Here is a 22,409-nt window from a genome sequence, read left to right as displayed (position 1 = left end):
GGCGACGCCCGACAGGGCGCCCTTGAACTGTGAGAAGCGGCCCCACACACTGCGGGGCGTCCTGCTCACCACTGTCACCGATGTCCCAAGACATCGGTGTCACCGATGTGGTCGGACATGACACCGCACAGCTGCGGCTCTACAACCGCACTCGTCGATCAACCGCGCCCGCGGCGGCCTCAGCTCGCCGGCCGCTCGTCCTCCAGCGCCGGGCCCGGGCGGGCGGGGTCGAACGCGGCCTCGGGCGGGGTCTCCCCCCGGATCTCCCCGACCAGCCGGGTGACGTCGGACATGATCGCGTTGGTGGTGCCGTCCAGCGCGGTGCGGGTGCGGGGCCCGCCCAGCCAGGCGGAGAGGTCGACCGGCGGGCCTGCGACCACCGTGACCCGGCGGCGGGGGAAGAACCGCGGCCGGCCGCTCTCCGGCGGCAGGACGTCCTGGGTGCCCCAGTTCGCGACCGGGATGACCGGCGCGCCGGTGAGCAGGGCGATCCGGCCGATGCCGTTCTTGGCCTTCATCGGCCAGCCGTCGGGGTCGGCGGTGTAGGTGCCCTCGGGGTAGAACACGACGATCTCGCCGCGTTCGATGGCCGCGATCGCGGCGCTGTAGGCGTCCTTGGCGCGGACCGAGGCGCGGTAGACCGGGATGTGCTTGCCGCCGCCCAGCACCCACTTCACCACCGGCATGTCCCAGAGCTCGGACTTCGCGAGGAACCGCGGCATCCGTCCGTGGCAGATCGTGAACGCGACGTCGAAGATCGGGTCGGCGAACGACACGTGGTTGATCGCGAGCAGGGCGCCGCCCGACCGCGGGATGTGCTCACCGCCCCGCCACGCCAGCCGGGTGCCGAACACGGCGAACGGCCAGATCAGGGCGATCGCGAGGCCGTACCAGAATCCGGAGTCCCGCCACCGCCGGGTGAACGTCAGCCGCAGCTTCTGCCAATCCGACAACGGTCGGTCCTGCGTCACGGCGTTCTCCTCCAGGTCGGCTCGGCTACCCCGATCATCGCACCCGCACCGGTGTGACCAGGGCCGCACCGACGTCCGAAATCCGTGGCCGGTCGGGACCCAGCCGGTTACCGTCCCGGCCGTGGAGCTCCCCCGCAGCTTCCTCATCCGCGAGAGCAGCCATCGGATCCTCGATCCGTTCACCCCCGAGAAGCTCGCCACGCTGGGTGCGGCGCTGCACATGACGCCCGGCACGCGCCTGCTCGACCTCTGTTGCGGCAAGGGCGAGCTGCTCTGCACCTGGGCCCGCGACCACGGGGTCAGGGGCGTCGGCGTCGACATCAGCGCGACGTTCGTGGTCGCCGCGCGGGCGCGGGCGGCGGAGCTGGGGGTGTCCGCGCGGGTCGAGTTCGTCAATGCGGACGCCACCGGCCATGTCGCCGAGGAGCCCATCGACATCGCCTCGTGCGTGGGTGCCACGTGGATCGGCGAGGGCACCGCGGGCACGGTCGAGCTCCTCGAACGCAGCCTGCGGCCGGGGGGCACGGTCCTGGTCGGTGAGCGGTACTGGCGGCTCGACCCGCCGGACCAGGCCACCGTCGAAGGCTGCTACGTGCGCCGCAAGGACGAGGTCGGGTCGCTCCCGCAGCTCGTCGAGAGCTTCGGCGACCTCGGCTGGGACCTCGTCGAGATGGTGCTGGCCGACCAGGACAGCTGGGACCGGTACGCGGCCGCGCAGTGGTTGAACGTCCGGCGCTGGATCGACGCCAACCCCGACGACGAGCTGGTGGGCGAGATGCGCGCGGAGCTCGCCGAGGCGCCCCTGCGTCACGTGCGCCATCAGCGCGAGTACCTGGGGTGGGGTGTGTTCGCCCTCACCCGGCGCTGACGGGAGACTCCCCGCATGACATCCACGACCACCCGGCGGGCGGCCGCATGACCGCCGACGACCACGCCACCATCGTCGGCCGCACCGTGACGGCCTCGACCGTGGTGTCCGCGCCGCCCCAGGATGTGTTCGCGCTGCTCGCGAACCCCCACCGGCACCACGAGTTCGACGGCTCCGGCACGGTCCGCGGGGCGGTGTCCGGGCCGGAACGGCTCGCGCTCGGCGACCGGTTCGGCATGAGCATGAAGATCAAGATGCCGTACCGGATCACGAACCGCGTGGTGGAGTTCGAGCCGGATCGGCGCATCGGCTGGTGCCACGCCGCGAAGGCGGTCTGGCGCTACGAGCTCGAACCCGTTGCCGGCGGTACCCGCATCACCGAGACGTTCGACTACGGCGGCTCGCCGGTGGCGAAGGGCATGGAGCTCCTCGGCTTCCCGAAGGGCAACGCCAGGTCGATCCGGGACACCCTGCGCCGGCTCCGGGAGATCTTCGGGTCCCCCGCGGGCTGAGTGCAGAGGTTCGGGAAAGCCACATTCATGAACCTGCAGTACAGGAATGTGGCTTTCCTGAACTTCTGGGACCCCGCCACGCCCGCACCGTGAGCTGCCAGTGCAGGGCGCCGTCGGCGTCGAGGTGCGCGGGTGACCCGGGACCGGCCGGCGTCACCGCCGACCCGATCATCGGCTCCACCCCGATCGAGCGGTAGGGCGCGGCCTCCGGCCAGCCCCGCAGGTTGCGCCAGAGCAGGAGCGCGCAGTCCGCGGCCCGCCAGGTGAGCTCGAGCGCGTCGGGGCCGTCCACCACGGTCACGGCGGTGCAGCCGGGCAGGACGGCGGCCGTGGCGGTGCCGTCGTCCGGCCCGAGCCGGTCGAGGCCCGCGGGCCACGGCACGACCGCACCTTCGTCGATGAGGTGTGCCGTGCGGGCGCCCGGGGCGTCGAGCCGGGCCGCGGGCGAGACGTCGAGCAGGGCGTGCACCGCGTGCACGACCGGCGCGTGCGGTGGCCCGGTGATCGTGTAGTCGACGGTGACGGACCCGTCGCCGCGGATCCGCCGGTCGAGCCGGAACCCGCCGGCCGCCACCCCCGTGTCCGACCAGGGGCGGGACCAGACCGCGCCGTGGTCGGGCTCTCCGCGCACGGTCGGGAGGCACTCCTCCACCCCCCCGGCGTCGACGAAGGCGGCGCCGGGCGCCACCGCGGCCCGGGCGGCCGCGACCGCGGGGTCGGGGTGGCGCCACAGCCACTCCCGCTCCGGGGTGCGCAGCGACGTCCAGCGGCCGCCGTGGGCGAGGTCGACCTCGACGGTGAGGGGGCGCGGCCGCCGGTCAGGCATCCGGCGACCGTTCGAGGATCACGACGTCGCAGTCCGGGGCGAGCCGGAACGGCACCTCGACCACACCGGCGCCGCCCGCCAACGGGACCCGGAGCGGACCGGCGCCGGGCCGGGCCCACGCGAGCAGCACGACCCGGTCGGCCGTCGTGTACTGCACGGCGCACGCGGGGTCGCCCGGAGCGCCGTGCCAGGTCACCTCGCCCGTGTGCACGACGGGCCGGATCTCCCGGTACAGCGCCACCAGCTCGCGCGCCCGGGCCCGCAGATCCGGGGACCAGGCGAGCAGGTCGGCCCCGATCCCGAGCACCCCGGCCATCGCGACGACGAACCGGTACTCGAGGCTCGCCGGGTCGGTGTCGAGGCGATCCGGTTCGTCGGTCACCCACGAGCTCATGACGTGCGGCGGGTAGGCGGACAGGAAGCCGTGCTGGATCGCGAGCCGGTCGCGCGGGCCCGTCTCGTCGCTGGGCCACACGACGTCGGCCAGCGCGAGCACGGCGTTGTCGACCCGGCCGCCGCCACCGGCGCACGCCTCGACGGTGACGTGCGGGAACTCGGCCCGCAGCATCCGCATCAGCCGGCGGTACGCCCGGGTGTGCCGCAGCGAACCGCCGAGCGTGATCGCACGGTTCATGTCCCACTTGAGGTAGCTGATCGGGTGCTCGGTGAGCAGCCGGCGCAGCACGTCCCCGGCCCAGGCCTCCACCTCCGGCTTCCCGAGGTCGAGCACGTACTGGTTGCGCAGCGCCAGGAGCGGCCGGTGCACCCAGTCGGGGTGGGCGCGGTAGAGGTCGCTGTCCGGGTTGACCGCCTCCGGCTCGACCCACAGCCCGAACCGCATCCCGCGGTCGAGCACGCCCTTCGTCAGCGCGTCGAGGCCGTCGGGGAACTTCTCCGGGTCGGCGAACCAGTCGCCGAGACCCGCCCGGTCGCTCGTGCGCCCGCGGAACCAGCCGTCGTCCACGACGAACACCTCGACGCCCAGGTCCGCCGCCGCGTCGGCGAGCGCGAGCTGGTGCTCGACCCGGACGTCGAAGGAGGTGGCGTACCACGAGTTGTAGACGATCGGCCGGTGCTCGGGGCCGCGGGCGAGCCCGCGCTGGTAGGTGTGCCAGGCGCGGGCGACGCCGGCGGGGCCGTCCGGGCTCCACACGCCGAGCAGGTGCGGGGTCTCGAACTCCTCCCCCGGGCCCAGCGTGATCGGCCCGGTCTCGTCGTCCACCCCGCCGCTCACGCGCACGACCTCGCGGAACGGCACCGCGTCGACCGTGAGCCGCCACGACCCGCTCCACGCGAGCGCGATCCCGTAGGCGTCGTCCGCGTCCCGGGACCGCAGGGTCACCACCGGCGCGTAGGTGTGCGAGGTGATGCCCTGCCGGCTGCCGATCGACAGCTGCCCGGCGGGCAGGTCCACCTCGCTGGGCGTGCACTCGCGCGACCACGCCCCGGCCAGGGTGCCCACCCGCGCGCCGGGCCCGACCGGCACGTTCCAGCCCGCGCCGAACGCCCGCGTCAGCGCGACCTCGCGGGAGGCGCGCACCACCGCCCACCGCTCGACGACGTCGTGCTCCCGGGAGGTGCGGACGTGCAGCTCCACCTCCAGACCGAGGTCGTCGTCGCGCAGCAGCGCCCGCAGCCGGCACCCGGAGTGCGCCACGGAGCCGGGCACGGGCCGCAGGGAGGCGCCGCCCGGGACGAGCAGCTCGCTGCCCTGCGTGTGCCGCGTGCCGCCGGCCGCGAACTCGAGCGGGGCGATGTCGGCAGGTGTCTCGAACGAGCCCCGGGGCGGGACGACGTGCACGGGCCGCCCCCAGTGGGCGAGCTCCAGCCCGGCGTCCCCCTCGCGCACGACGTACGCCGACCCGGCCGTCGGGAGCTCCCACGTCGTCACTTGCCGGTCCCCACCAGCAGCCCGGAGACGAAGTGCCGCTGGAACGCGAAGAACACGATCGCCGTCGGCACCGCCGCCACGAGCGAGCCCGCGGCGATCACGTTCCACGAGTTCGAGTAGCCGCCCTGCAGGTTGAGCAGGGCCGCGGTGATCGGGAACTTGGTGTCGGTCTGGAGCACGGTCATCGCCCAGATCAGGTCGTTGTAGATCCAGGTCGTCGCGAGCGCGGCGAGGGCGGCGAGGGCGGGCCGGCACAGCGGCAGCACGATGCTCCAGAACGTGCGGCCCGCACCGGACCCGTCGAGCAGCGCGGCCTCGAACACCTCCGACGGCAGCGAACGCATGAACCCGTGCAGCACGAACGTGTAGAACCCGAGCCCGAACCCGACCTGGACGACGACCAGCGCGAACAGGGTGTCGTAGATCCCCATGCCCTGGGCGATGCGGGACACCGGGATGAGCAGGATCTGCGGCGGGAGCAGGTTCCCGGCCAGCATCACCAGCAGGATCGTGCGCCGCGCCGGGATGCGGTGGCGCGACAGCGCGTAGGCCGCGAGAGCCGCCAGCGCCAGCGAGGCCAGCACGGCGCAGAACGTCACGACCGCGCTGTTCACCAGCGCGGTGGTGACCTTGCCGCCGGCGAGGGCCGTCGCGAACCCCTCGAACGTCAGGCTCGTCGGCAGGGCACCGAGGCCGCGGGCGGCGATGTCGTCGAAGTCGCGCAGCGCGACGAGCACCACGAAGATGATCGGCGCCAGCCAGAGCAACGTGAACGGGATCATGACGGCGTGGAACCACGGCGATCTCGCGGTGCGCATGTCAGTCCTCCTCCGTTCTGGCCTGGCGCACCAGGTAGGTGATGATGAACGCGATCGCCAGCAGGAAGATCACCACGGCGAGCGCGGAGCCGTAGCCGAGGTTCACCAGCGTGAAGCCCTGCTGGAACATGTAGGTCGAGAGCAGCTGCGTGGTGTTGTACGGGCCTCCGCGCGTCATCGCCCAGACGATGTCGAACGTACGCAGCGAGTCGATCACCGTGACGGCGAAGACCACGGTGTTGACGCCGCGCAGCTGCGGCATGACGACCTTCCAGAAGCGCTGCCATGCCGTCGCGCCGTCCACCGCGGCGGCCTCCTCGAGCGACGGGTCGCAGCCCTTCAGCCCGGCGAGGTAGAGCACCATGATGTAGCCGACCTGCCGCCACACGGCCGCGATCAGCACCGCGTAGAGCGCGGTGTCCGGGTTTGCGAGCCACTGCTGCTGCAGCGACCCGAGCCCGATCGCGGCGAGCCCGGAGTCGATCGGCCCGCCCGGCTGGTACATGACCCGCCAGAACAGCCCGGTCACCGCCAGCGAGATGACCATGGGCAGGTAGATCGCGCTGCGGTAGATCCCGACGCCGCGGCCGGGCCGGTTGAGCGCCACGGCGAGCGCGAGCCCACCCGCCACCGACAACCCGCCGAACCCGATCGCCCAGATCACGTTGTTGCGGAAGGCCGTGGCGAAGATCGGGTCGGCGAGCATGCGCTCGTAGTTCTCGAACCCGACCGGCTCCGCGGGCCCCACCCCGCTCCACTCGGTGAACGACAGCGAGAAGCTGTTCATCGCGGGCCAGAAGACCCAGAACAGCTCGACGGCCAGCGGCAGCAGCAGGAATGCCCACACCAGCGGCGGCACCCGCCCCCGCCGCCTGCCCGGCCGCGGCGGAGCACCCATCCGCACCGGGACGTCCTGCACGGCGGTCATGACGAGAAGACCTGCGCGGCGGCCGCCTGCCAGTCCCGGAGGTGGCCCGGGATGTCGGAGGGGTCGGCGATGAACCGCGTGAGGGCGGCGTCGGCCGTCGTCTGGAGGGCGTCGCTGGAGTCGCGGTTGAAGAACTGCGTGATCTCCTGCGTGGTGTCGAGGAGCTGGATACCCTTCTGCACGATCGGCGAGAAACCGGAGGTGTCGACCTCCGGCGAGGTCGGCAGGCTGCCCGATCCGGCCTCGGCGAGCTTGGCGATGTACTGGGTCTGGACCGGCGGGGAGGCCAGGTAGCTCAGCAGCGCCTTCGCGCCGTCCGGGTTGTCGGTGGCCGCGGCGGCGAAGTACCCGTCCGTGGGCGCCTCCTCGGCGCTCGGCACCGCCGGGTCGATGGTGGGGACGGAGAAGAAGTCGAGGTCGGCGCGCTGGTCCGCGGGGAAGTACTGCATCGCGAACGCGCCGACCAGGTACATCGCCGCCTCGTCGTTGACCATCGGGGTGACGGCCTGCTGCGAGTCCCACGAGGTCTGGTTCGGGTGGAAGTACGGGATCAGCCGCGCGTACTGCTCCAGCACCGCCACGACCTGGGGGTCGGTGAACGAGCGCTGCCCGGCCAGCAGCGCCCGGTGGTACTCGGCGCCGTTGATCCGCAGGTTGAGGTAGTCGAACCAGCCCGACGCCATCCACGGCGTGGTGCCGATGCCGTTGGTGAGCGGGTGGACGCCGCGGCCCTTCAGGTCGTCGCAGAGCGCGATGAACCCGTCCCACGTCGTCGGCGGCTCGATGCCCCACTTCTCGAACGCCGAGCGCTTGTAGAACACCGACCACCAGTAGTAGCTGGTCGGCACGAAGATCGCCTGACCGTCGGCCGACGTCGAGAGCGACCGCAGCGCGTCGGAGAAGCCGGCGCACGCGCCGTCACCGGTCCACAGGTCCGAGACGTCGAGCAGCAGCTTCTCGGCGGCGTAGGAGTTCGCGACCGACCCGGCGTACCAGGTGAGCACGTCCGGCGGGGTCGCCGAGGACAGGTACGTCGACAGCTGGGCCCGGAACTGCTCGGTGGCCACCGAGTTCATGGTCACCGGCGCACCCGCCCCGCCGTACGAGGCCACGATCTGCTCGAGCGCCGCCTTCGGTCCCGCGTCCTGCACCGAGGACTGCAGGGTGACGGTCGCGGACGCCTCGCCGCCGCCTCCCCCGCCGCCGGAGCCGACGCAGGACGCCAGCAGCGGGATGCTGCCGAGGCTCGCGGCTCCGAGCAGGAAACGACGACGGGACAGCTCCGTTGCTGCCATGACTACCTCCGGGTTCCGGTGAAGATTGCGTTGCACTCCTGCTGGAGCGCGACGTCGGCCCACATGGGGTGCTGGGGAGCCGCGTTGGAGCAGACGACCGTGCCCCAGGCACCGCGCTCGCTCGCGTAGCGCACGGCGTCGCGGCAGATCTGCGCCCCGACGGGGCCTTCCTCGAACGTTCCGTGCAGCGGCGTGTAGCCGACCCAGCCCTCGCCGAGCACGAGCGGGACGCCGTGCGCGGCGGCCCAGTCGGCGGCGACGTCGAGCCAGAGGCGCAGCTTCTCGTCCATCGCGACGCGGTGCTCGCCGTAGTGGTCGTAGAGCCACCGGTCGAAGGCGTCCGGGTCGGCCCAGTCGTGGACGTAGACCTCGGCGGCCCGCACGATCGTCGCGTCGAGCCGCCAGCGGTGCCGCGCGTCCACCGTCCACTCGGCGGCGGGCGGGGCCCCGGGGCGCAGCACGGCGGCCGCGGCCTCCTGCGGGAAGTCCGCGACGGGGCCGCGCAGCCCGAACTCCTCGATGAGCGCGCCCAGCACCCCGTAGACGTAGGGGTGGACGACCAGCACGTCGATGTTCTCCGGGATGCCGCGCATGCTTGCGTGCGGCACCCCGCCGTAGTTGACGGTGCAGAGCCGGTCGGGGTGGCGCGCCTTGAAGGCGTCCACCGCCTTCTCCAGCGACGGGCGCAGCTCGACCACGGCGTCCTCGCGGCGCATCCCCTCCGCGAGGTGCCCCACCTGCACCTCGTTGTGGATCTCGGTGAACGCGACGCGGTCGTCGAGGCCCTCGGCGATCAGCAGGTCCATCAGGTCGGCGAGGGCCGCGGCGAGCCGCTCGGGGCGCTCGGCGGGCGGTACCACGCGCAGCGCGTCCCACCAGCCGGACTCCGCACCGAACGACGAGCTCTGCTGGTACTCCCACGACGAGACGATCACATAGCAGTCGTGCCGGCGCGCGGCGCGGAACAGCTCCAGGAGGTGCTCGCGGGCGTCGATCGTGGTCGGTGCCTTCACGTCGTACCAGCGCATGCCCTGCGCGTACTCGCCGCCGAGGCGCTCCAGCCGCAACGCCGAGGTGTCGAGGCCGGAGCCGAAGAGCAGGAACGGCATCGCGCAGACCCGCACCGTGTTGTAGCCGCGCTCGACGGCCTGGGCGAATGCGGCGTCGAGGTCCTCGAAGGGCTCCCCCGGACCGGTCCGCACGTACCAGGAGAAGTCCCAGAGGGTGATCGTCAGGCGGTCGGGGGTCATCGGGCGTCCTCCAGGAGGGGGTGCAGGGCGCCGGCGAGCTCCAGCGCGTCGAGGTGGTGCGGGTCGTCGTGGAGCAGGGCGGCGAGGCGCTCGCGCGCCCGGTCCGGGGCGCCGTCGAGGACGTCGAGCTGCGCGCGCAGGAACCCCACCCGGCGCCGGCGGGCGACCGCGGGGTCCTCGGCGAACAGCAGCATGGACGGGAGCGAGGTCGCGAAGTAGTCGACGGTCACCGGTGCGGCCTCCTCGGCGTCGACCCACGCGCGCAGCGACTCCGTGCGCCGCCCCGCCTCGGCGTCCCGGCCGAGCCGGCGCAGGGCGAGCACCGAGGAGTACGTGGCCTCCGAGTGCGGGTCGGCGGACATCGCGAGGAAGTCACCGTCGCGGGCGGCGGTCTCCCACGCGGCGCGCGCGGCGTCCTCGTCCCCCGCGGCGGCGAGAGCCTCGCCGCGCAGCAGCTGCAGGGCCGCGGCGCTCGCGAGGGGGTGCCGGGCCTCCCCGAGGGACGCCGGCGGGTCCAGCGCCGCGTCGACCGCGGCCACGGCGCTCCCGCCGGGACGGGCCGCGGCCAGCCGGCACAACCGGTCCCAGACCCGCAGCACCTCGCCCTCGCCCCCCTCCCACGGCTGGAACGCGCGGCCGAGCAGCAGCGCCCTGGCCTCCTCGAGCCGCCCGGCTGTGAGCAGCAGGTGCGCCAGCGCGACGGTGGCGTCGTCCCGGGTCTCGACGAGCCCGCGCACGTCCAGCAGCCGGTCGAGGCGCCGCTCGGGCGGCACGCCGCGGCGGGCGTCGAGCTGGTCGCTCTCGAAGACGAGCCGGGCGTCCGCCCCCGCGACGGCGAGCGCCCGGTCGTACGCGGCCCGGGCCTCGTCGGCGTCACCGAGGTGGTTCCAGGCCGCCAGGCCGAGGTTGCGCCACACGACCGGGTCGGACGGGTCGAGCGCGGCGCTCGCCCGCCAGGCCGCGACGGCGTCGTCGGCACGGCCCGCCGCGTAGCGCCAGTGGCCGAGCAGGGCGAGGGCACGCGCATCCGTGGCGCCCGCGCGCTCCAGCACGGCGACGTCGTCAAGCCGCGACGGAAAACACCAGGTCAGAGGCCGTGAGTGGATACGAATGCGCTGGGGGACGGTAGCCGGCGAAGCCGGCGGGGTGGGTAAGGACGAGCACTCGTTACCACTCACGGCCAGGGTGGAGCGGTGGTAGTCGATGAGCGGGCCTGCCGCGGTCTGCCCGAGGGCCCGCTGCGCCTCGCGTTCGTCGGCGACGTCGAGCACGCGCCGCGCGGCCTCGGTCTCGCCCACCCCCGCGTACTCGAGGGCGACGTCCAGGCAGGTCTGCGCGTCGGTGGTGAGCGGGAGGCCGGCGAGGTGGCGGCTCCACCAGTCGAGGGGGTCGAGCGCGAGCGTGTCCCGCAGCAGGCCGGCCGCCTCCTCGGCGCGGCCGGCGCGGCGCAGCAGCAGTGCCGTGAGCGCGCGGGCCTGGAGGTGCTCGGGCTCGACGCGCCGCACGTCGGCCAGCCGGTGGAGCGCCGCCGCGTCCCGGCCGGCGGCCGCGTCGAGGCGGGCCATCCGGTAGCCGGCGGGCGCGCGCCAGGCCCGGGCCCACGACGCGGCGGCGTACCGGGCGTAGGCCTCGGCGGGCCGGCCCAGCCGCTCCAGCACCAGCCCGAGCAGGTAGAGGGGCGTGGTGTCGGCGGGGTTGGCGTTGCGGGAGGTGAGCCGGGCGACCGCGGCGGTCAGCAGGACCTCGGCCTCGGCGAACTCCGCCCGCCGGTACGCGCGGCCGGCGAGGCCGACGCTGCTGGCCACGTGCCCGGGATCGCGGCGCAACGCCTCCCGCCAGTACGGCTCGGGCGAGCGCGTGGCGTGCCGGTACTGCTCCAGGTGGGCGCCGACCAGGGCGAGCTCCTCGACGGAGACCACGTCCGGCGGCGCCGGCGGCTCGGTGGCCGGGGCGACATCCGGGGCCTCCGGGACGTGGGAGTCCCACGCGACGAGCTCCGCGCCCCCGTGCAGGACCCGCAGCCGGAGGCGGTCCGGCACGTCCAGCGCGATGCGGGTCCGGTGCGGCGCACCTGGCGCCGCATCCGCCTCCACCTCGGCCACGACGTCGCCCGACCCGTCCTCCAGGCGGATCCGGCAGCCGGGGCGCTCCGCCGTCACGGCCAGCCCGACCCGCACCCCGTCCGGCTCGACGTCCACCCGCACCGCGGCGTCGACGGTGGCCGCGTGCACCGGACCGATCTCCTGGATCGGGTACCAGACCTGCGAGAACACCTTCGTCTCGCCCGGCGCGATGAACGAGAAGTCGGGCTGGTTGTCGGTGAACACGCCGGCCATCAGCTCGACGTACGCGGCGCCGTCGTCGGACAGGTTGCGGTCCCACGCGTGCCCGAACGCGGCGTTCCCCCACGTCCACTGCTTCTTCCCCACGGCCGTGTGCGGGTCGGCGACGTGCACGAACCCGGCGTTCGCGGCGTGGTCGTAACCGCCGAAGAAGCCCTCGCGGCTGCCGCACATGTACGACGTGGGGACGGGGATGTTGCGGTACCAGTCGAGGCGGTCACCGCCGGTCGCGTGCCGGGCGGCGTAGTCGACCCCGTAGTAGGGGCGGTCGGCGGCCGGGAACCCGGTGACGGCGCGCTTGGCGTGGTCGGCCACCGCGCGCACGTCGCGCGGGAAGAACGACTGGTACCGCTCGTGCACGCGGGCCGCGACGTTGGCCCACCACAGGAACGTCTGCGTCACCTCGCTGCGGTTGTACAGCCGGACCCGCAGCTCGATCGTCGCCCGGTCCGGCCGCAGCCGGATCCCGTGCATCCCCTTCATGCGGGCGAACGGGTCGTGGTCGGAGCACCAGACCGTCACCGCGCCGTCCGGCTCCCGCTCGATCTCGACGTCCGTGGGCAGGAAGGTGGCCGGGCGGTGGTGCTGCGGCCAGTTGAACTCCACCCCACCCGCGATCCACGGACCGGTGAGCCCGACGAGGGCGGGCTTGATCACGCCGTTGCGGTAGAAGAAGTCGTAGCCGGCGCTGCGGTCGTACCCGACGTGGATGCGCCCGCCCAGCTCGGGCAGCACCATGATCCGCAGCCAGCGGTTCTCCAGGTGGATGGCGTCCCACTCGTGCGGCACGCTCGTCGCGCTGATCCGGTCGTGGAACGGCAGCGGGTACACCCGGCCCGACGAGCCCTGGTAGACGCGGCGGTCCAGGTACGCCGGGTAGCGGTCGGGCGGCTCGGGGAGGTAGCTGTCGATCGCCACCGGCTCCCGCCACGCGGCGACACCCGCGTCCGCCTGTGCGGCGGGCCGGTCCGGGAGCTGCAGCCGGGACTCTCCTTCGAGCACGCCGCGACGCTACGAGCGCCGGATCCGTAGTGGCATGGGCGATTCGGCCGAGATACCTGGACGATTCGACGGCGATCTGACGGCTCCCACCTACGATGGGGCCGTGCTGCTGCCCGACGGGTTCCCCGGCCAGCGGTTGCGCGTGCTCCCCCGGCCACTCGTCGCATCGGCCCTGCGCAGGCCGCCGACGTCGGGGCTGCTCGTCACCGACGCCGGCTACTTCCCGCGCGCCGCGAACCACGGCCGACCTCGAACGGAAGGCGCTCCGGAGGCCATCGTGATCGTCTGCGTAGACGGGTACGGCCGCTGTGAGGCGGGCGGGGGCAGCACCGTCGTCGGGCCGGGGCAGGCGCTCGTGCTGCCGCCGGGCCGCCCGCACATCTACCTCGCCGACCCGGACCGCCCATGGACGATCTGGTGGCTGCACGCGGCCGGCACCCAGGTTGCGGAGCTGCTCGCCGTCATCGCTCCGGACGGCCGGGAGGTCCTCGTGGAGCTGCACGACACCTACCGCGCCGTCGCGACGATCGACGACGCCATCGCCTGCTTCGAGCGCGACGAGACGTTCCCCAGCCTGATCTCGGCGGCCGGGGCGGGGTGGGCGCTGCTCGCCCAGCTCGCGTCCGATGTGGTGGCCGGCGGCCCGCAACGCACCGAACCGGTCCGCCAGGCCCAGGACTACCTGCGCCGCAACTTCGCCAAGCCGCTCAGCGTGGCCGAGCTCGCCCGCACGGCGGGCCTGTCCCCCTCGCACTTCTCGGCGCTCTTCCGCGCGGCCACCGGCGGCGGGGTCGTCGAGTACACCAAGCGGCTGCGGATGGCGCGGGCCCGCGAGCTGCTGATCACCTCGTCGCGGGACATCGGGGACATCGGCGAGGCCGTCGGCTACACCGACGCCTTCTACTTCTCCCGGCAGTTCCGCACGGTGCACGGGTGCAGCCCGAGCGAGTACCGGGGCGAGCACCGGCAAGGTGCCGACCCCCGTTGAGGTATCGAGCGCAGTTGGGAGCGATGAGGGTGGATAGCTGCCGCTCGACGCCATGCTCGGCGGCCGGGGCGTCACCGAGAACAGTGACCGCCTGCACGTCCGAACGCTGAACACCGACCGACGCCCGCTGCGTTCCGCAGTGAGGTTGCGGCCGGCGCGAGCGCCTTGCCACGGGTGCCGCGGGGACGTGCCTGCGGGCACAGAGCCGTGCACGAACAGGCATCCGAGAATGTCGGGATCGTCACGTACGTTCCAGCACGTGTCCGATGATCGCTCCGTACAGCCGCACGACGGGCTCTTCCGGCTGGTATTCGGCAGCCCGGTGCACGCCCGTGCCGCGATCCAAGCACTGCTGCCAGAGCTCGCCGCCCGGCTGGACCTGGAACGACTCACCGTGCTGAACGGGACGTTCGTGGATGCCGAGCTTTCGCGGCGGCACAGCGACGTCTGCCTCTCCACCTACCTCGACGATCACGAAGCGCTCGTCTACATCCTGCTGGAGCACCAGAGCGGCCCCGACCCGCTGATGCCGTGGCGGATGCTGCGCTACATGGTGCGCGTGTGGGAGCGACACGTCACCGAGCACCCGAAGGCCACCAGGCTCCCGCTGGTCGTCCCGGTCGTGGTCCACCAGGGCGGCCGACCGTGGTCGACGCCCACCGAGCTGCGCGACCTGATCGACATCGACCCGGCCACGGCCAAGGCGGTCGAGGAGTACCTCCCACGGTTCCGGTTCCGACTCGAGGACATGGGCAGCGTCGACCCCACCCACATGCGGGCACTGCTCGACGCCCGCCCGTTCACCCCGCTGGGGAAGATCAGCCTCTTCCTGCTGCGCGACGCCCGCGGCAACCCGGACCTGGACGTGGCTCTAGAAGAGTGGCTCGACGTGCTGGACCGGGCACGACGGGCCCCGGACGGAACCGAGATGCTACCTGCCGTCTTCCAGTACATTGTCCTGGCGAGCGAGACCCCCGTGGACCGACTCCGGAAAGTCGTCGCCCGACTCGGACCCGAGGTGGAGGAGAACCTCATGACCACCGCAGACATGCTCCGCGCCGAGGGCCGCGTCGAGGGCCGCGTCGAGGGCGAGGCCACCGGCCGGGCACAAGGACGCGCCGAGACACTCACACAGTTGCTGACCCAGAAGTTCGGCCCCCTTCCTGGCTGGGCCATCGGGAACCTGCAGGCCGCCTCGAGCGAGCGGCTGGAGAGCTGGACCGGGCGGGTCCTCACCGCCACCACGCTCGACGAGATCTTCGCCTGACAGTCCGTTCCGATCGTACGAGCGGCACGGCCGTCCACACCTATTGAACGAGAGTGCCGTTCGTCCGAACATTCCGATCGGCACTCGCGCCCTCACTCCCCGGATGCCACCAGGATCCGCTGGCCCTCGCGCAGCCCGGCGACGACCTGCGTGACGCTGTCGCCCGCGAGGCCGAGCTCGACCTGGACCTGCCGCTGCGTGCCGTCGGGATCGAGCACCGTCACCGTTCCGCTGCCCCCGCTCTGCATGAGCGCGGCGTTCGGCACGGCGAGGGTGTCGTCGCGGTGGTCCACGACGACGTTGGCCGACGCCGTCAGGCCGTCCCTCAACCGGGGGTCGAGCTCGCCCAGCACGATCACGCCGTAGTAGCTCGTGACGCCCTGGATGTCGGTGCCGCTGGGCGCGATGCTGACGACCCGCCCGGTGCGGGTGAGGTCGGGGATCGCGTCGAAGGTGACCTGCACCTCCTGGTTCGGCTGGACGAGCGCCGCGTCGGTCTCCGCGAACGGCGCCACGATCTGGAAGCTCTGGACGTCGCCGAGCACGATGAACGACGTGCCACCGGGTCGGTCGTTCTCGCTGCCGCCCTGATCGCTCGCCGAGACCGCCGACTTGCGCTCCGGCAGCGGCACCGTGCCGCCCGGCGCGAGCGGGGTGGTGCCCGAGCCGCCACCGAGGAACTCGCCGACGACGCCGTTGATGCTCGCGACCTTGCCGGCGACGGGCGAGCGCAGTGTCGTGTCGTCCACGACGCGCTGCGCCTTGTCGACGTCGGCCTGCAGCTGCGCGACGATCGCGGCCTGCTCGTCGATGTCGTGCGGCCGATCGCCCCGGGCGCCCTCGGCCTCGTTCTTCGCGGCGGCCAGGTCGCGCCGGGCGTTCTCGATCTCCACGTCCTGCTCGGCCCGGTCGACGCGCCGCTGGTTCTCCGCCTGCTCGAGGGCCGCCTTGCTGGCGCGGACGTTGCGCTCGGCCTGCTCCACCTCGCTCTCCTTCTGCGCGGCGACGTCGCAGTCCTCGGCCTGCCTGTCCCGCCCGGAGAAGTGCAGGAGCGACTCACCCCGGTCCGCGTCCCGCTCGGCGGCCCTGCGGTCCGCCCCGGTGCAGGAACGCCGGTCCGCCCGGGTCCGGGACCTGGTGTCGCGCAGCACCTCCTTGTCGAGCTTCAGCTGCCGCTCCGCCTCGTCGACGGCCGACGCGTTGGCGTCGTCGACCGCCTCGGCCCGCTCCTTCGTGGCGTCCAGGACCTCCCCCGCCCGCTTCGCGTCGTCGGCGGCGGCGTCCACCTGGTTGCCGCCCCGGATGCGGTCCAGCGCCGCCTGCTCCTGCGCCACCTGCGCCTGCGCCGACGCGAGGTCGCGGCGCGCCACGAAGTCGTCGAGCCGGGCCAGGATCTGCCCCGGCTCGACCTGCTGCCCCACCGCGACGTTGACCTCCACGAGCTTGCCGCCGTCGGGGAAACCGAGGTTCTGCTCCGTGACGGCCTGCAGGGAACCGGTCGCGGTGACGGTCGACGTCACGCTCGTCCGGGTCACCTTCACCGTCAGCGGCTCGGACTGCGCGCTGGTGCACCCGGCGACCAGCAGCACGAGTGCCGCCGCAGCTAGTGGTCCCACTAGGCGACGGACGGTGGTTCGGGTGGTCATTCGTACCTCAACGCTTCGATGGGGCGGAGTCGGGCGGCGCGCTTCGCGGGGTACGCGCCGAAGAACAGGCCGATGCAGAGGCTGACGGTGAACGCGAGGAACACCGACGGGACGGACAACTGCGGCGGGGCGAAGTCGCCGAACGCGGCGCCGAACCGCTCGCCCAGCAGGCACAACCCGACCCCGAGGACGACGCCGACCGATCCGCCGATGCCCGACAGGACGGTCGACTCGACGAGGAACTGTTCGAGCACGGTCCGGCGCCGGGCACCGAGCGCCTTGCGCAGACCGATCTCCCGGGTCCGCTCGGTGACCGTGACGAGCATGATGTTCATGACGCCGATCCCGCCGACCAGCAGCGCGATCGCGGCGATGGACGCGAGGAAGATCGTGAAGACCTCGGTGACCTCGCCGTACTGCTCGAGCAGGTCGAGGTTCGAGCGGACCTCGAAGTCCTTCTGGGTGGGGTCGTCGATCCGGTGGGAGTCCATGAGGACCCGGCTGACCTTGGCCATCGCCGCGGGCACCGCGTCCTGGCCGGTGGCCTGCACCACGAGCTGGTCCACCCGGTCGTCCGCGCCGCCGTCGACCAGGTAGGTGCGCGCCGTCGTGATCGGCATGACCGCGACGTCGTCCTGCTGCCCGTTGGGCTCCAGCACGCCGACGACCTCGAACGTCTGCGACCCGACGCGCACCTGCTGGCCGAGCGCGGCCGCCGGAATGCCCCCGAAGATCTCCTGGACCGGGCGGGGTCCGAGCACCACCACGCGCGCCCGGGTCCGGACCTGGGAGTCGGAGAAGAACTTCCCGGCGTCGATCGTCCGGTTCAGGGCGGCGGGGTAGTCCTGGGAGGAGCCGACGATGCTGGTGCGCCAGGTGCCGTAATCGCTCTTCAACACCGCGCTCGCCTGCTTCACCGGCGTCACCGTGACGAACCGCGGGGCCTCGTTCGACTCGCGCAGCGCCTCGACGTCCCGGTCGGTGAGTGGCTGGCTGCGGCCGCCCTCCGACACGCTGCCCCGGGCCTGGAAGACGCCGATCAGGTTCGTGCCCAGCGCCTCCAACTGGGCGTTCAGCCGCGCGGACGTGCCGTTGCCGAGCGCGACGAGCAGGATGACCGCGGCGACGCCGATCATGATCCCGAGCATCGTCAGCAGCGAGCGCAGGCGGTTGGCACGCAGGCCGCGCCACGCCATGACGATCGCCAGGCGGAGCGTCACGCGCCGGCCCCCGCCCGCTGGATCTCCTGGGTGACGTCCTCGGGGGCGTCGCTGCGGCGGTCGCTGACGATCCGCCCGTCTCGCAACCGCACCACGCGGCGGGCGTAGGCGGCGATCTCCTCCTCGTGCGTGATGAGCACGACCGTCCGGCCGGCCTCGGAGAGGCGCCCCAACATCTCGGCGAGCTCGCAGCTGGCCTCCGTGTCGAGGTTCCCGGTCGGCTCGTCGGCCAGGATCATCGTCGGGCGGGTGACCAGCGCGCGGGCGATGGCCACCCGTTGCTGCTGCCCGCCGGAGAGCTGGCTGGGCAGGTGGGAGGCGCGGTCGGCCAGCCCGACCTCTTCCAGCGCCTGCAGGGCCCGGGTCCGGCGCGCCCGCTGGTTGCCGTACACCAGCGGCAGCTCGACGTTGGCGAGCGCCGTCGTGCGGGGCAGCAGGTTGTAGGACTGGAAGACGAGACCGATCTTGCCGTTGCGGATCGCGGCCAGCTCGTCGTCGCTCATCCCCGAGACGTCGATCCCGTCGAGGAGGTAGCGGCCCTCGGTCGGGAGGTCGAGGCAGCCGAGGATGTTCATCATCGTGCTCTTGCCGGAGCCGGACGGACCCATGATCGCCACGAAGTCGCCCTCGTCGACCGTGAGCTCGACGTCGTGGAGCGCGCGGACCTCGGCCTCCCCGGCTCGGTAGCTCTTGCCGACACCCTCGAGCTTGATCATCGGATTGCGGATCACCCCTCCTCAGGCGCACGCGTGCGCCGCGAGTCCGACGCCGCGGGCCGCCCGGCGCCCCGTGCCGCCCGTGGACGGTGGAGCAACGAAGACCCACGAGCGCTGTTACGCCATTCACGATGGGTTCACCCGGGCGAGGCGACCGGACCCGGGTGACCACTCTGCGCATTCGAATTCATCCCGTGAGCGGCTCGAGCGGTGCCCGACCGGTGAATCACACGGATGTGAGCACAACGATTCGTCGGGCCCCGGTGCGGGTCGCCCGGACATCACGGGACGTGGTCGAAATCGGATGGGGCAACCCGACCGGGTGGGATGGCGGGACTGCGGGGCCTCCGGACTGGACAGGCGTGGAGCACCCGACTACTCCTGTATTCCGTGCGGAACGAGAGGCGTTCCGCAATCACCAAGGAGAGCAAGATGCTTCGTAAGACCCGTGTCGTGTCCGCCGCAGCTGCTTTTGCTCTGACGGGGATGGCACTGTTCGGTGGCGCAGCAATGGCAGGAGGCCACGGTCACTTCGACAATACCGGCGGGGCCGGCGGGGCGGGCGGCGACGCGAGTTCGCAGTGCCTGATCCCGGTCGGTGTCTCGCTCGGCGCCCTGGTCGGCTCGGGCGGCGACGTCTCGCAGTGCAACGCGGGCGGCGGCGCGGGTGGCGCCGGCGGCACTGGCGCCGACTACTGATACCCCTCCCACCTGCGTAGTTGCGGTGCAGGCCCCCGGGCTCGTCGGGGGCCTGCACCGCCGTCAGGGTAGCCCTCGCCGGCGCCGGACGACCGGATCGGTCGGTACGGCGTCGTCGCGGCACTGTTCCGGATCCGGAACGGCCATCTCCCGGCCCGATCACCACCACCGAGCAGTCGGCGTGGTGGGTTCTCGCGGCCGGGCATCTTCACGTCGGACCTCGGTAGGCCGCACGGACTGCCGGAACATTTGAAAGGAATCAATCCACATGAACATTCCCGGACGAAAGGCCGCGATCGCCGTGGCGGCATTCGCAACGGTCGGCTCCACGTTGTTCGGCGGCGCCGCGGTCGCCGGTGGTTACGGGTACGGCAACCAGGAGAACACGGGCGGTCCGGGTGGTTCGGGTGGCGCCGCCAATTCGCAGTGCCTGATCCCGATCGGGATCTCCCTCGGCATCCTCGGCCAGGGCGGAGACGTTTCCCAGTGCAACGCGAGCGGCGGCACGGGCGGCGCCGGCGGCACCGGCGCCGACTACTGAGCGATGGCAATGATCGAGTCCCGGAGCAACGGGCGGCCCATTCGTCGATCCGCTGTCGTCGTGGCGATGACGGTTCTGGTCGCGGGCGGGTTCGCGGCCTCGGCCGGCCTGGCCCACGCGGGTGACGAACCCGACCGGGTCGGCGCCCCCGGCCAGGACGGCCAGGACGTCACCTGCACCTCCTACCGGCCTCCCATGAACGCGCCCGTCTGCAACGCGGTGGGCGCGGACGGCGCCGACGGCGCGACGGGAGCGAACGGATGAGGACGGTGTCGGGTTCAGAGGGAGGTGCGCACGTGAAGCGCTACGTGTCCGGCTTCGCCACCATGGTCGCCGCGGCCGCCGTGTCGGTGCCGCTGTTCGCCGGCGCGGCCCAGGCGGGCGACCCGAAGAACCACGACGGTCCGGACGGCCGATCGGGTTCGGCCACCGCCACCTGCCGCTGGCTCCCGCCGGTGGACGACGGCTTCATCATCCAGTGCACGACGTCCGGCGGCACCGGTGGTGCCGGCGGCGCGTCCGTCGAGTACTGACCGGCCGGCGCGGCCCGGACGCGGTGCGCCGCGGCCGGGCCGCCCGTACGACGAGGGGGCGACCATGTCCGGTGACCAGCCAGCACCAGCGGAGGAACGGAGGGGGCGGCGGATCCGGCGCGGCCCGGTGATCGTCCTGGCGGCGCTGCTGGTGCTCGCGCTCCTCCCGGTGTTCGTCGCGCGGATCTACGTCATCCCGTCCGGCTCGATGGAACGGACGCTGCACGGCTGTCCCGGCTGCGACAACGACCGCGTGCTGGTCGACAAGCTGACCTACCGGTTCAGGGCCCCGGAGCGGGGCGACGTCCTGGTGTTCACGCTCCCGGACAGCTGGACCAACAGTGAACTGGAGGTCTCGGCGGGCAGCGGCAACCTGCTCCTCGACGGCGTGGCGCGGCTCGGCGCGCTCGTGGGGATGAACTCTCACAGCGAGAACGAGACCGAGTACATCAAGCGCGTGATCGCGGTCGGTGGGCAGACGGTGGCGTGTTGCGACGAGCGCAACCGGATCGTCGTCGACGGAGTCGGCGTGGACGAGCCGTTCCTCTACTTCCTGCCTGAGGCCGGGGCCCTGCGGCAGGCCGAGTTCGCGCCCGTCCGCGTCCCCGACGGGGAGCTGTGGGTGATGGGCGACAGCCGCAACGACTCGGTCGACTCGCGCGCCGAGGGCAACGGCCCGGTGGCGGTCTCGCAGGTCATCGGCAAGGCCCGGTTCATCCTGTGGCCCTTCGGCCGCATCGGCGGGATCCGCTGACGAGCCACATTCTCAGGGCAGCGTGAGGATCTCCGTCCCGTCCGCCGTGACCACGAGGGTGTGCTCGAACTGCGCGGTGCGCGCACGGTCCTTCGTGACGACGGTCCACCCGTCGTCCCAGACGTCGTAGTCGATCGTGCCGAGCGTGATCATCGGCTCGATCGTGAACGTCATGCCCGGCTCCAGCACGGTGTCGACGCTCGGCTCGTCGTAGTGCAGCACGACCAGGCCGCTGTGGAACGCGCGGCCGATGCCGTGGCCGGTGAAGTCGCGCACCACCCCGTAGCCGAACCGCTTGGCGTACGACTCGATCACCCGGCCGACGACGTTGAGCTCCCGGCCCGGGCGCACCGCCTTGATCGCCCGCATCGTGGCCTCGCGGGTGCGCTCGACGAGGAGGCGGTCCTCCTCGCTCACGTTCCCGGCGAGGAACGTGCCGTTGGTGTCGCCGTGGACGCCGCCGATGTAACCGGTGACGTCGATGTTGACGATGTCGCCGTCCTGGATGACCGTGGAGTCCGGGATGCCGTGGCAGATCACCTCGTTGAGGCTGGTGCAGCAGGACTTGGGGAAGCCCTTGTAGCCCAGCGTGGACGGGTAGGCGTCGTGGGCCACGAGGAACTCGTGCACCACACGGTCGACCTCGTCGGTGGTGACGCCCGGCGCCACCGCCTTCCCACCCGTCTCGAGGGCCTGCGCGGCGATCTTCCCGGCCACCCGCATCCGCTCGATCACCTCGGGGGTCTGCACCCAGGGGTCGGAGTTGCGCTCCGGGCGCTTCCGGCCGACGTACTCCGGCCGCGCGATGTGCGCGGGCACGGGCCGGGTCGGCGAGACGGTGCCGGGGGTGAGCAGCGTGCGGGCGGGCATGGCGCCAGTCTATGCAGCCGCGACGGTCCGCGACCCGGCGCTCACGGACCGGTGCTCAGTGCAGGGCGCGCTGGCGGGCCCGCAGGGACACGGCGGCCGAGAGCGCCCGCCACCCGATCAGGAGGACGGCGAGGGCGACGGCGGTGACCGCGGCGAAGCTCGGCGGCAGGCTCCAGGTGAACCCGGCCCGCACCAGCAGCCCGATCACGACGGTGCCCGCCCAGACGGTGAGGGCCGCCCTGACCCCGACCGGGTTGGCCCGCACGTACGGCGTGGCCCACACCGCCACGAGACCGACGAGGAAGGGCGCCGCGGTGCCGAGCAGGCCGAGCAGGTCGTCGGGCTCGGCGTGGCTCATGCGGCCGATGGCGGCGAACACCACGACGGCGACGACGTCGGCCACGATCGCGAGCGCGGGTATCCGCCGGGGCGACATGACATCCAGCGTAAGCGCCGGGGCAAGACCCCCGTT

General features: G+C 72.7%; 22 protein-coding genes. 9 read left to right on the top strand and 13 right to left on the bottom strand.

From position 1 onward, the window contains the following. Positions 1–179: 179 nt before the first annotated feature. The gene (locus tag ACU436_RS30010) at positions 180–971 is read right to left on the bottom strand and encodes a lysophospholipid acyltransferase family protein (protein WP_459030348.1); all 792 of its coding nucleotides are present in this window, start codon (positions 969–971) and stop codon (positions 180–182) included. 121 nt (positions 972–1,092) lie between these two features. Here ACU436_RS30010 and ACU436_RS30005 point away from each other — a divergent pair, with 121 nt between their 5' ends. Together ACU436_RS30005 and ACU436_RS30000 are read left to right on the top strand one after the other, a co-directional pair. Next, the gene (locus ACU436_RS30005) at positions 1,093–1,839 is read left to right on the top strand and encodes an SAM-dependent methyltransferase (RefSeq protein WP_459030347.1); all 747 of its coding nucleotides are present in this window, start codon (positions 1,093–1,095) and stop codon (positions 1,837–1,839) included. A gap of 47 nt (positions 1,840–1,886) precedes the next feature. After that, positions 1,887–2,351, top strand: coding sequence for an SRPBCC family protein (locus tag ACU436_RS30000; protein ID WP_459030346.1), 465 nt, complete (start codon positions 1,887–1,889; stop codon positions 2,349–2,351). A gap of 25 nt (positions 2,352–2,376) precedes the next feature. Here the strand turns inward: ACU436_RS30000 and ACU436_RS29995 are convergent, their stop codons facing one another. Genes ACU436_RS29995 through ACU436_RS29965 form a run of 7 tightly spaced genes read right to left on the bottom strand, consistent with a single transcriptional unit; the run spans position 2,377 to position 12,703 of the window. After that, entirely contained in the window at positions 2,377–3,177 is an 801-nt protein-coding gene (locus ACU436_RS29995; protein WP_459030345.1) for a hypothetical protein, read from the bottom strand. Continuing rightward, positions 3,170–5,068 (bottom strand): alpha-galactosidase, encoded by a 1,899-nt coding sequence (locus ACU436_RS29990; RefSeq protein WP_459030344.1) that lies wholly within the window; start codon positions 5,066–5,068, stop codon positions 3,170–3,172. The genes ACU436_RS29995 and ACU436_RS29990 overlap by 8 nt, the downstream gene beginning before the upstream one ends. Then, positions 5,065–5,886 (bottom strand): carbohydrate ABC transporter permease, encoded by an 822-nt coding sequence (locus ACU436_RS29985; protein ID WP_459030343.1) that lies wholly within the window; start codon positions 5,884–5,886, stop codon positions 5,065–5,067. Before ACU436_RS29985 ends, ACU436_RS29990 begins: the two co-directional genes overlap by 4 nt. Position 5,887: 1 nt before the next feature. Next, positions 5,888–6,814: a carbohydrate ABC transporter permease gene (locus ACU436_RS29980; protein WP_459030342.1), complete on the bottom strand. Its 927-nt coding sequence runs from the start codon at positions 6,812–6,814 to the stop codon at positions 5,888–5,890. After that, positions 6,811–8,109: an ABC transporter substrate-binding protein gene (locus ACU436_RS29975; RefSeq protein ID WP_459030341.1), complete on the bottom strand. Its 1,299-nt coding sequence runs from the start codon at positions 8,107–8,109 to the stop codon at positions 6,811–6,813. Before ACU436_RS29975 ends, ACU436_RS29980 begins: the two co-directional genes overlap by 4 nt. A 2-nt stretch (positions 8,110–8,111) precedes the next feature. Next, positions 8,112–9,359 carry a cellulase-like family protein gene (locus ACU436_RS29970; RefSeq protein WP_459030340.1) on the bottom strand — a complete coding sequence of 416 codons (1,248 nt, stop codon included), beginning with the start codon at positions 9,357–9,359 and terminating at the stop codon, positions 8,112–8,114. After that, the gene (locus ACU436_RS29965; RefSeq protein WP_459030339.1) at positions 9,356–12,703 is read right to left on the bottom strand and encodes a DUF5107 domain-containing protein; all 3,348 of its coding nucleotides are present in this window, start codon (positions 12,701–12,703) and stop codon (positions 9,356–9,358) included. Before ACU436_RS29965 ends, ACU436_RS29970 begins: the two co-directional genes overlap by 4 nt. A 103-nt stretch (positions 12,704–12,806) precedes the next feature. Here ACU436_RS29965 and ACU436_RS29960 point away from each other — a divergent pair, with 103 nt between their 5' ends. Then, positions 12,807–13,691: a helix-turn-helix domain-containing protein gene (locus tag ACU436_RS29960; RefSeq protein WP_459030338.1), complete on the top strand. Its 885-nt coding sequence runs from the start codon at positions 12,807–12,809 to the stop codon at positions 13,689–13,691. 259 nt (positions 13,692–13,950) lie between these two features. Continuing rightward, entirely contained in the window at positions 13,951–14,958 is a 1,008-nt protein-coding gene (locus ACU436_RS29955) for an Rpn family recombination-promoting nuclease/putative transposase (protein WP_459030337.1), read from the top strand. Between the two features lie 92 nt (positions 14,959–15,050). Here the strand turns inward: ACU436_RS29955 and ACU436_RS29950 are convergent, their stop codons facing one another. From ACU436_RS29950 to ACU436_RS29940, 3 genes are read right to left on the bottom strand one after another with little or no spacing between them, the layout of a single operon-like run. Further along, positions 15,051–16,574 carry a biotin/lipoyl-binding protein gene (locus ACU436_RS29950; RefSeq protein ID WP_459030336.1) on the bottom strand — a complete coding sequence of 508 codons (1,524 nt, stop codon included), beginning with the start codon at positions 16,572–16,574 and terminating at the stop codon, positions 15,051–15,053. Positions 16,575–16,600: 26 nt separating this feature from the next. Continuing rightward, positions 16,601–17,824 (bottom strand): ABC transporter permease, encoded by a 1,224-nt coding sequence (locus tag ACU436_RS29945; RefSeq protein ID WP_459030335.1) that lies wholly within the window; start codon positions 17,822–17,824, stop codon positions 16,601–16,603. After that, entirely contained in the window at positions 17,821–18,540 is a 720-nt protein-coding gene (locus ACU436_RS29940) for an ABC transporter ATP-binding protein (RefSeq protein ID WP_459030364.1), read from the bottom strand. Before ACU436_RS29940 ends, ACU436_RS29945 begins: the two co-directional genes overlap by 4 nt. A 432-nt stretch (positions 18,541–18,972) precedes the next feature. Between ACU436_RS29940 and ACU436_RS29935 the strand changes: the two genes are divergently transcribed. The 5 genes from ACU436_RS29935 to lepB all read left to right on the top strand — a co-directional run bounded on the left by ACU436_RS29935 (position 18,973) and on the right by lepB (position 21,067). Further along, entirely contained in the window at positions 18,973–19,239 is a 267-nt protein-coding gene (locus ACU436_RS29935; protein WP_459030334.1) for a hypothetical protein, read from the top strand. Between the two features lie 268 nt (positions 19,240–19,507). Next, positions 19,508–19,780, top strand: coding sequence for a hypothetical protein (locus ACU436_RS29930; protein ID WP_459030333.1), 273 nt, complete (start codon positions 19,508–19,510; stop codon positions 19,778–19,780). Positions 19,781–19,846: 66 nt separating this feature from the next. Further along, positions 19,847–20,044: a hypothetical protein gene (locus ACU436_RS29925; RefSeq protein ID WP_459030332.1), complete on the top strand. Its 198-nt coding sequence runs from the start codon at positions 19,847–19,849 to the stop codon at positions 20,042–20,044. Between the two features lie 32 nt (positions 20,045–20,076). Beyond that, positions 20,077–20,313: a hypothetical protein gene (locus ACU436_RS29920; RefSeq protein ID WP_459030331.1), complete on the top strand. Its 237-nt coding sequence runs from the start codon at positions 20,077–20,079 to the stop codon at positions 20,311–20,313. A 64-nt stretch (positions 20,314–20,377) separates the two neighbouring features. Continuing rightward, entirely contained in the window at positions 20,378–21,067 is a 690-nt protein-coding gene (gene lepB / locus ACU436_RS29915) for a signal peptidase I (RefSeq protein WP_459030330.1), read from the top strand. Positions 21,068–21,079: 12 nt separating this feature from the next. Here lepB and map read toward each other — a convergent pair whose 3' ends face one another. Together map and ACU436_RS29905 are read right to left on the bottom strand one after the other, a co-directional pair. Then, entirely contained in the window at positions 21,080–21,937 is an 858-nt protein-coding gene (gene map, locus ACU436_RS29910; protein WP_459030328.1) for a type I methionyl aminopeptidase, read from the bottom strand. A 55-nt stretch (positions 21,938–21,992) separates the two neighbouring features. Further along, positions 21,993–22,373, bottom strand: coding sequence for a DUF3054 domain-containing protein (locus ACU436_RS29905; protein WP_459030327.1), 381 nt, complete (start codon positions 22,371–22,373; stop codon positions 21,993–21,995). Positions 22,374–22,409: the final 36 nt, after the last annotated feature.

This window comes from Pseudonocardia wallangbongensis (assembly GCF_054486945.1).
Note: the sequence above shows the minus strand (reverse complement) of the source record. Positions and strands in the feature narration are given on the sequence as shown.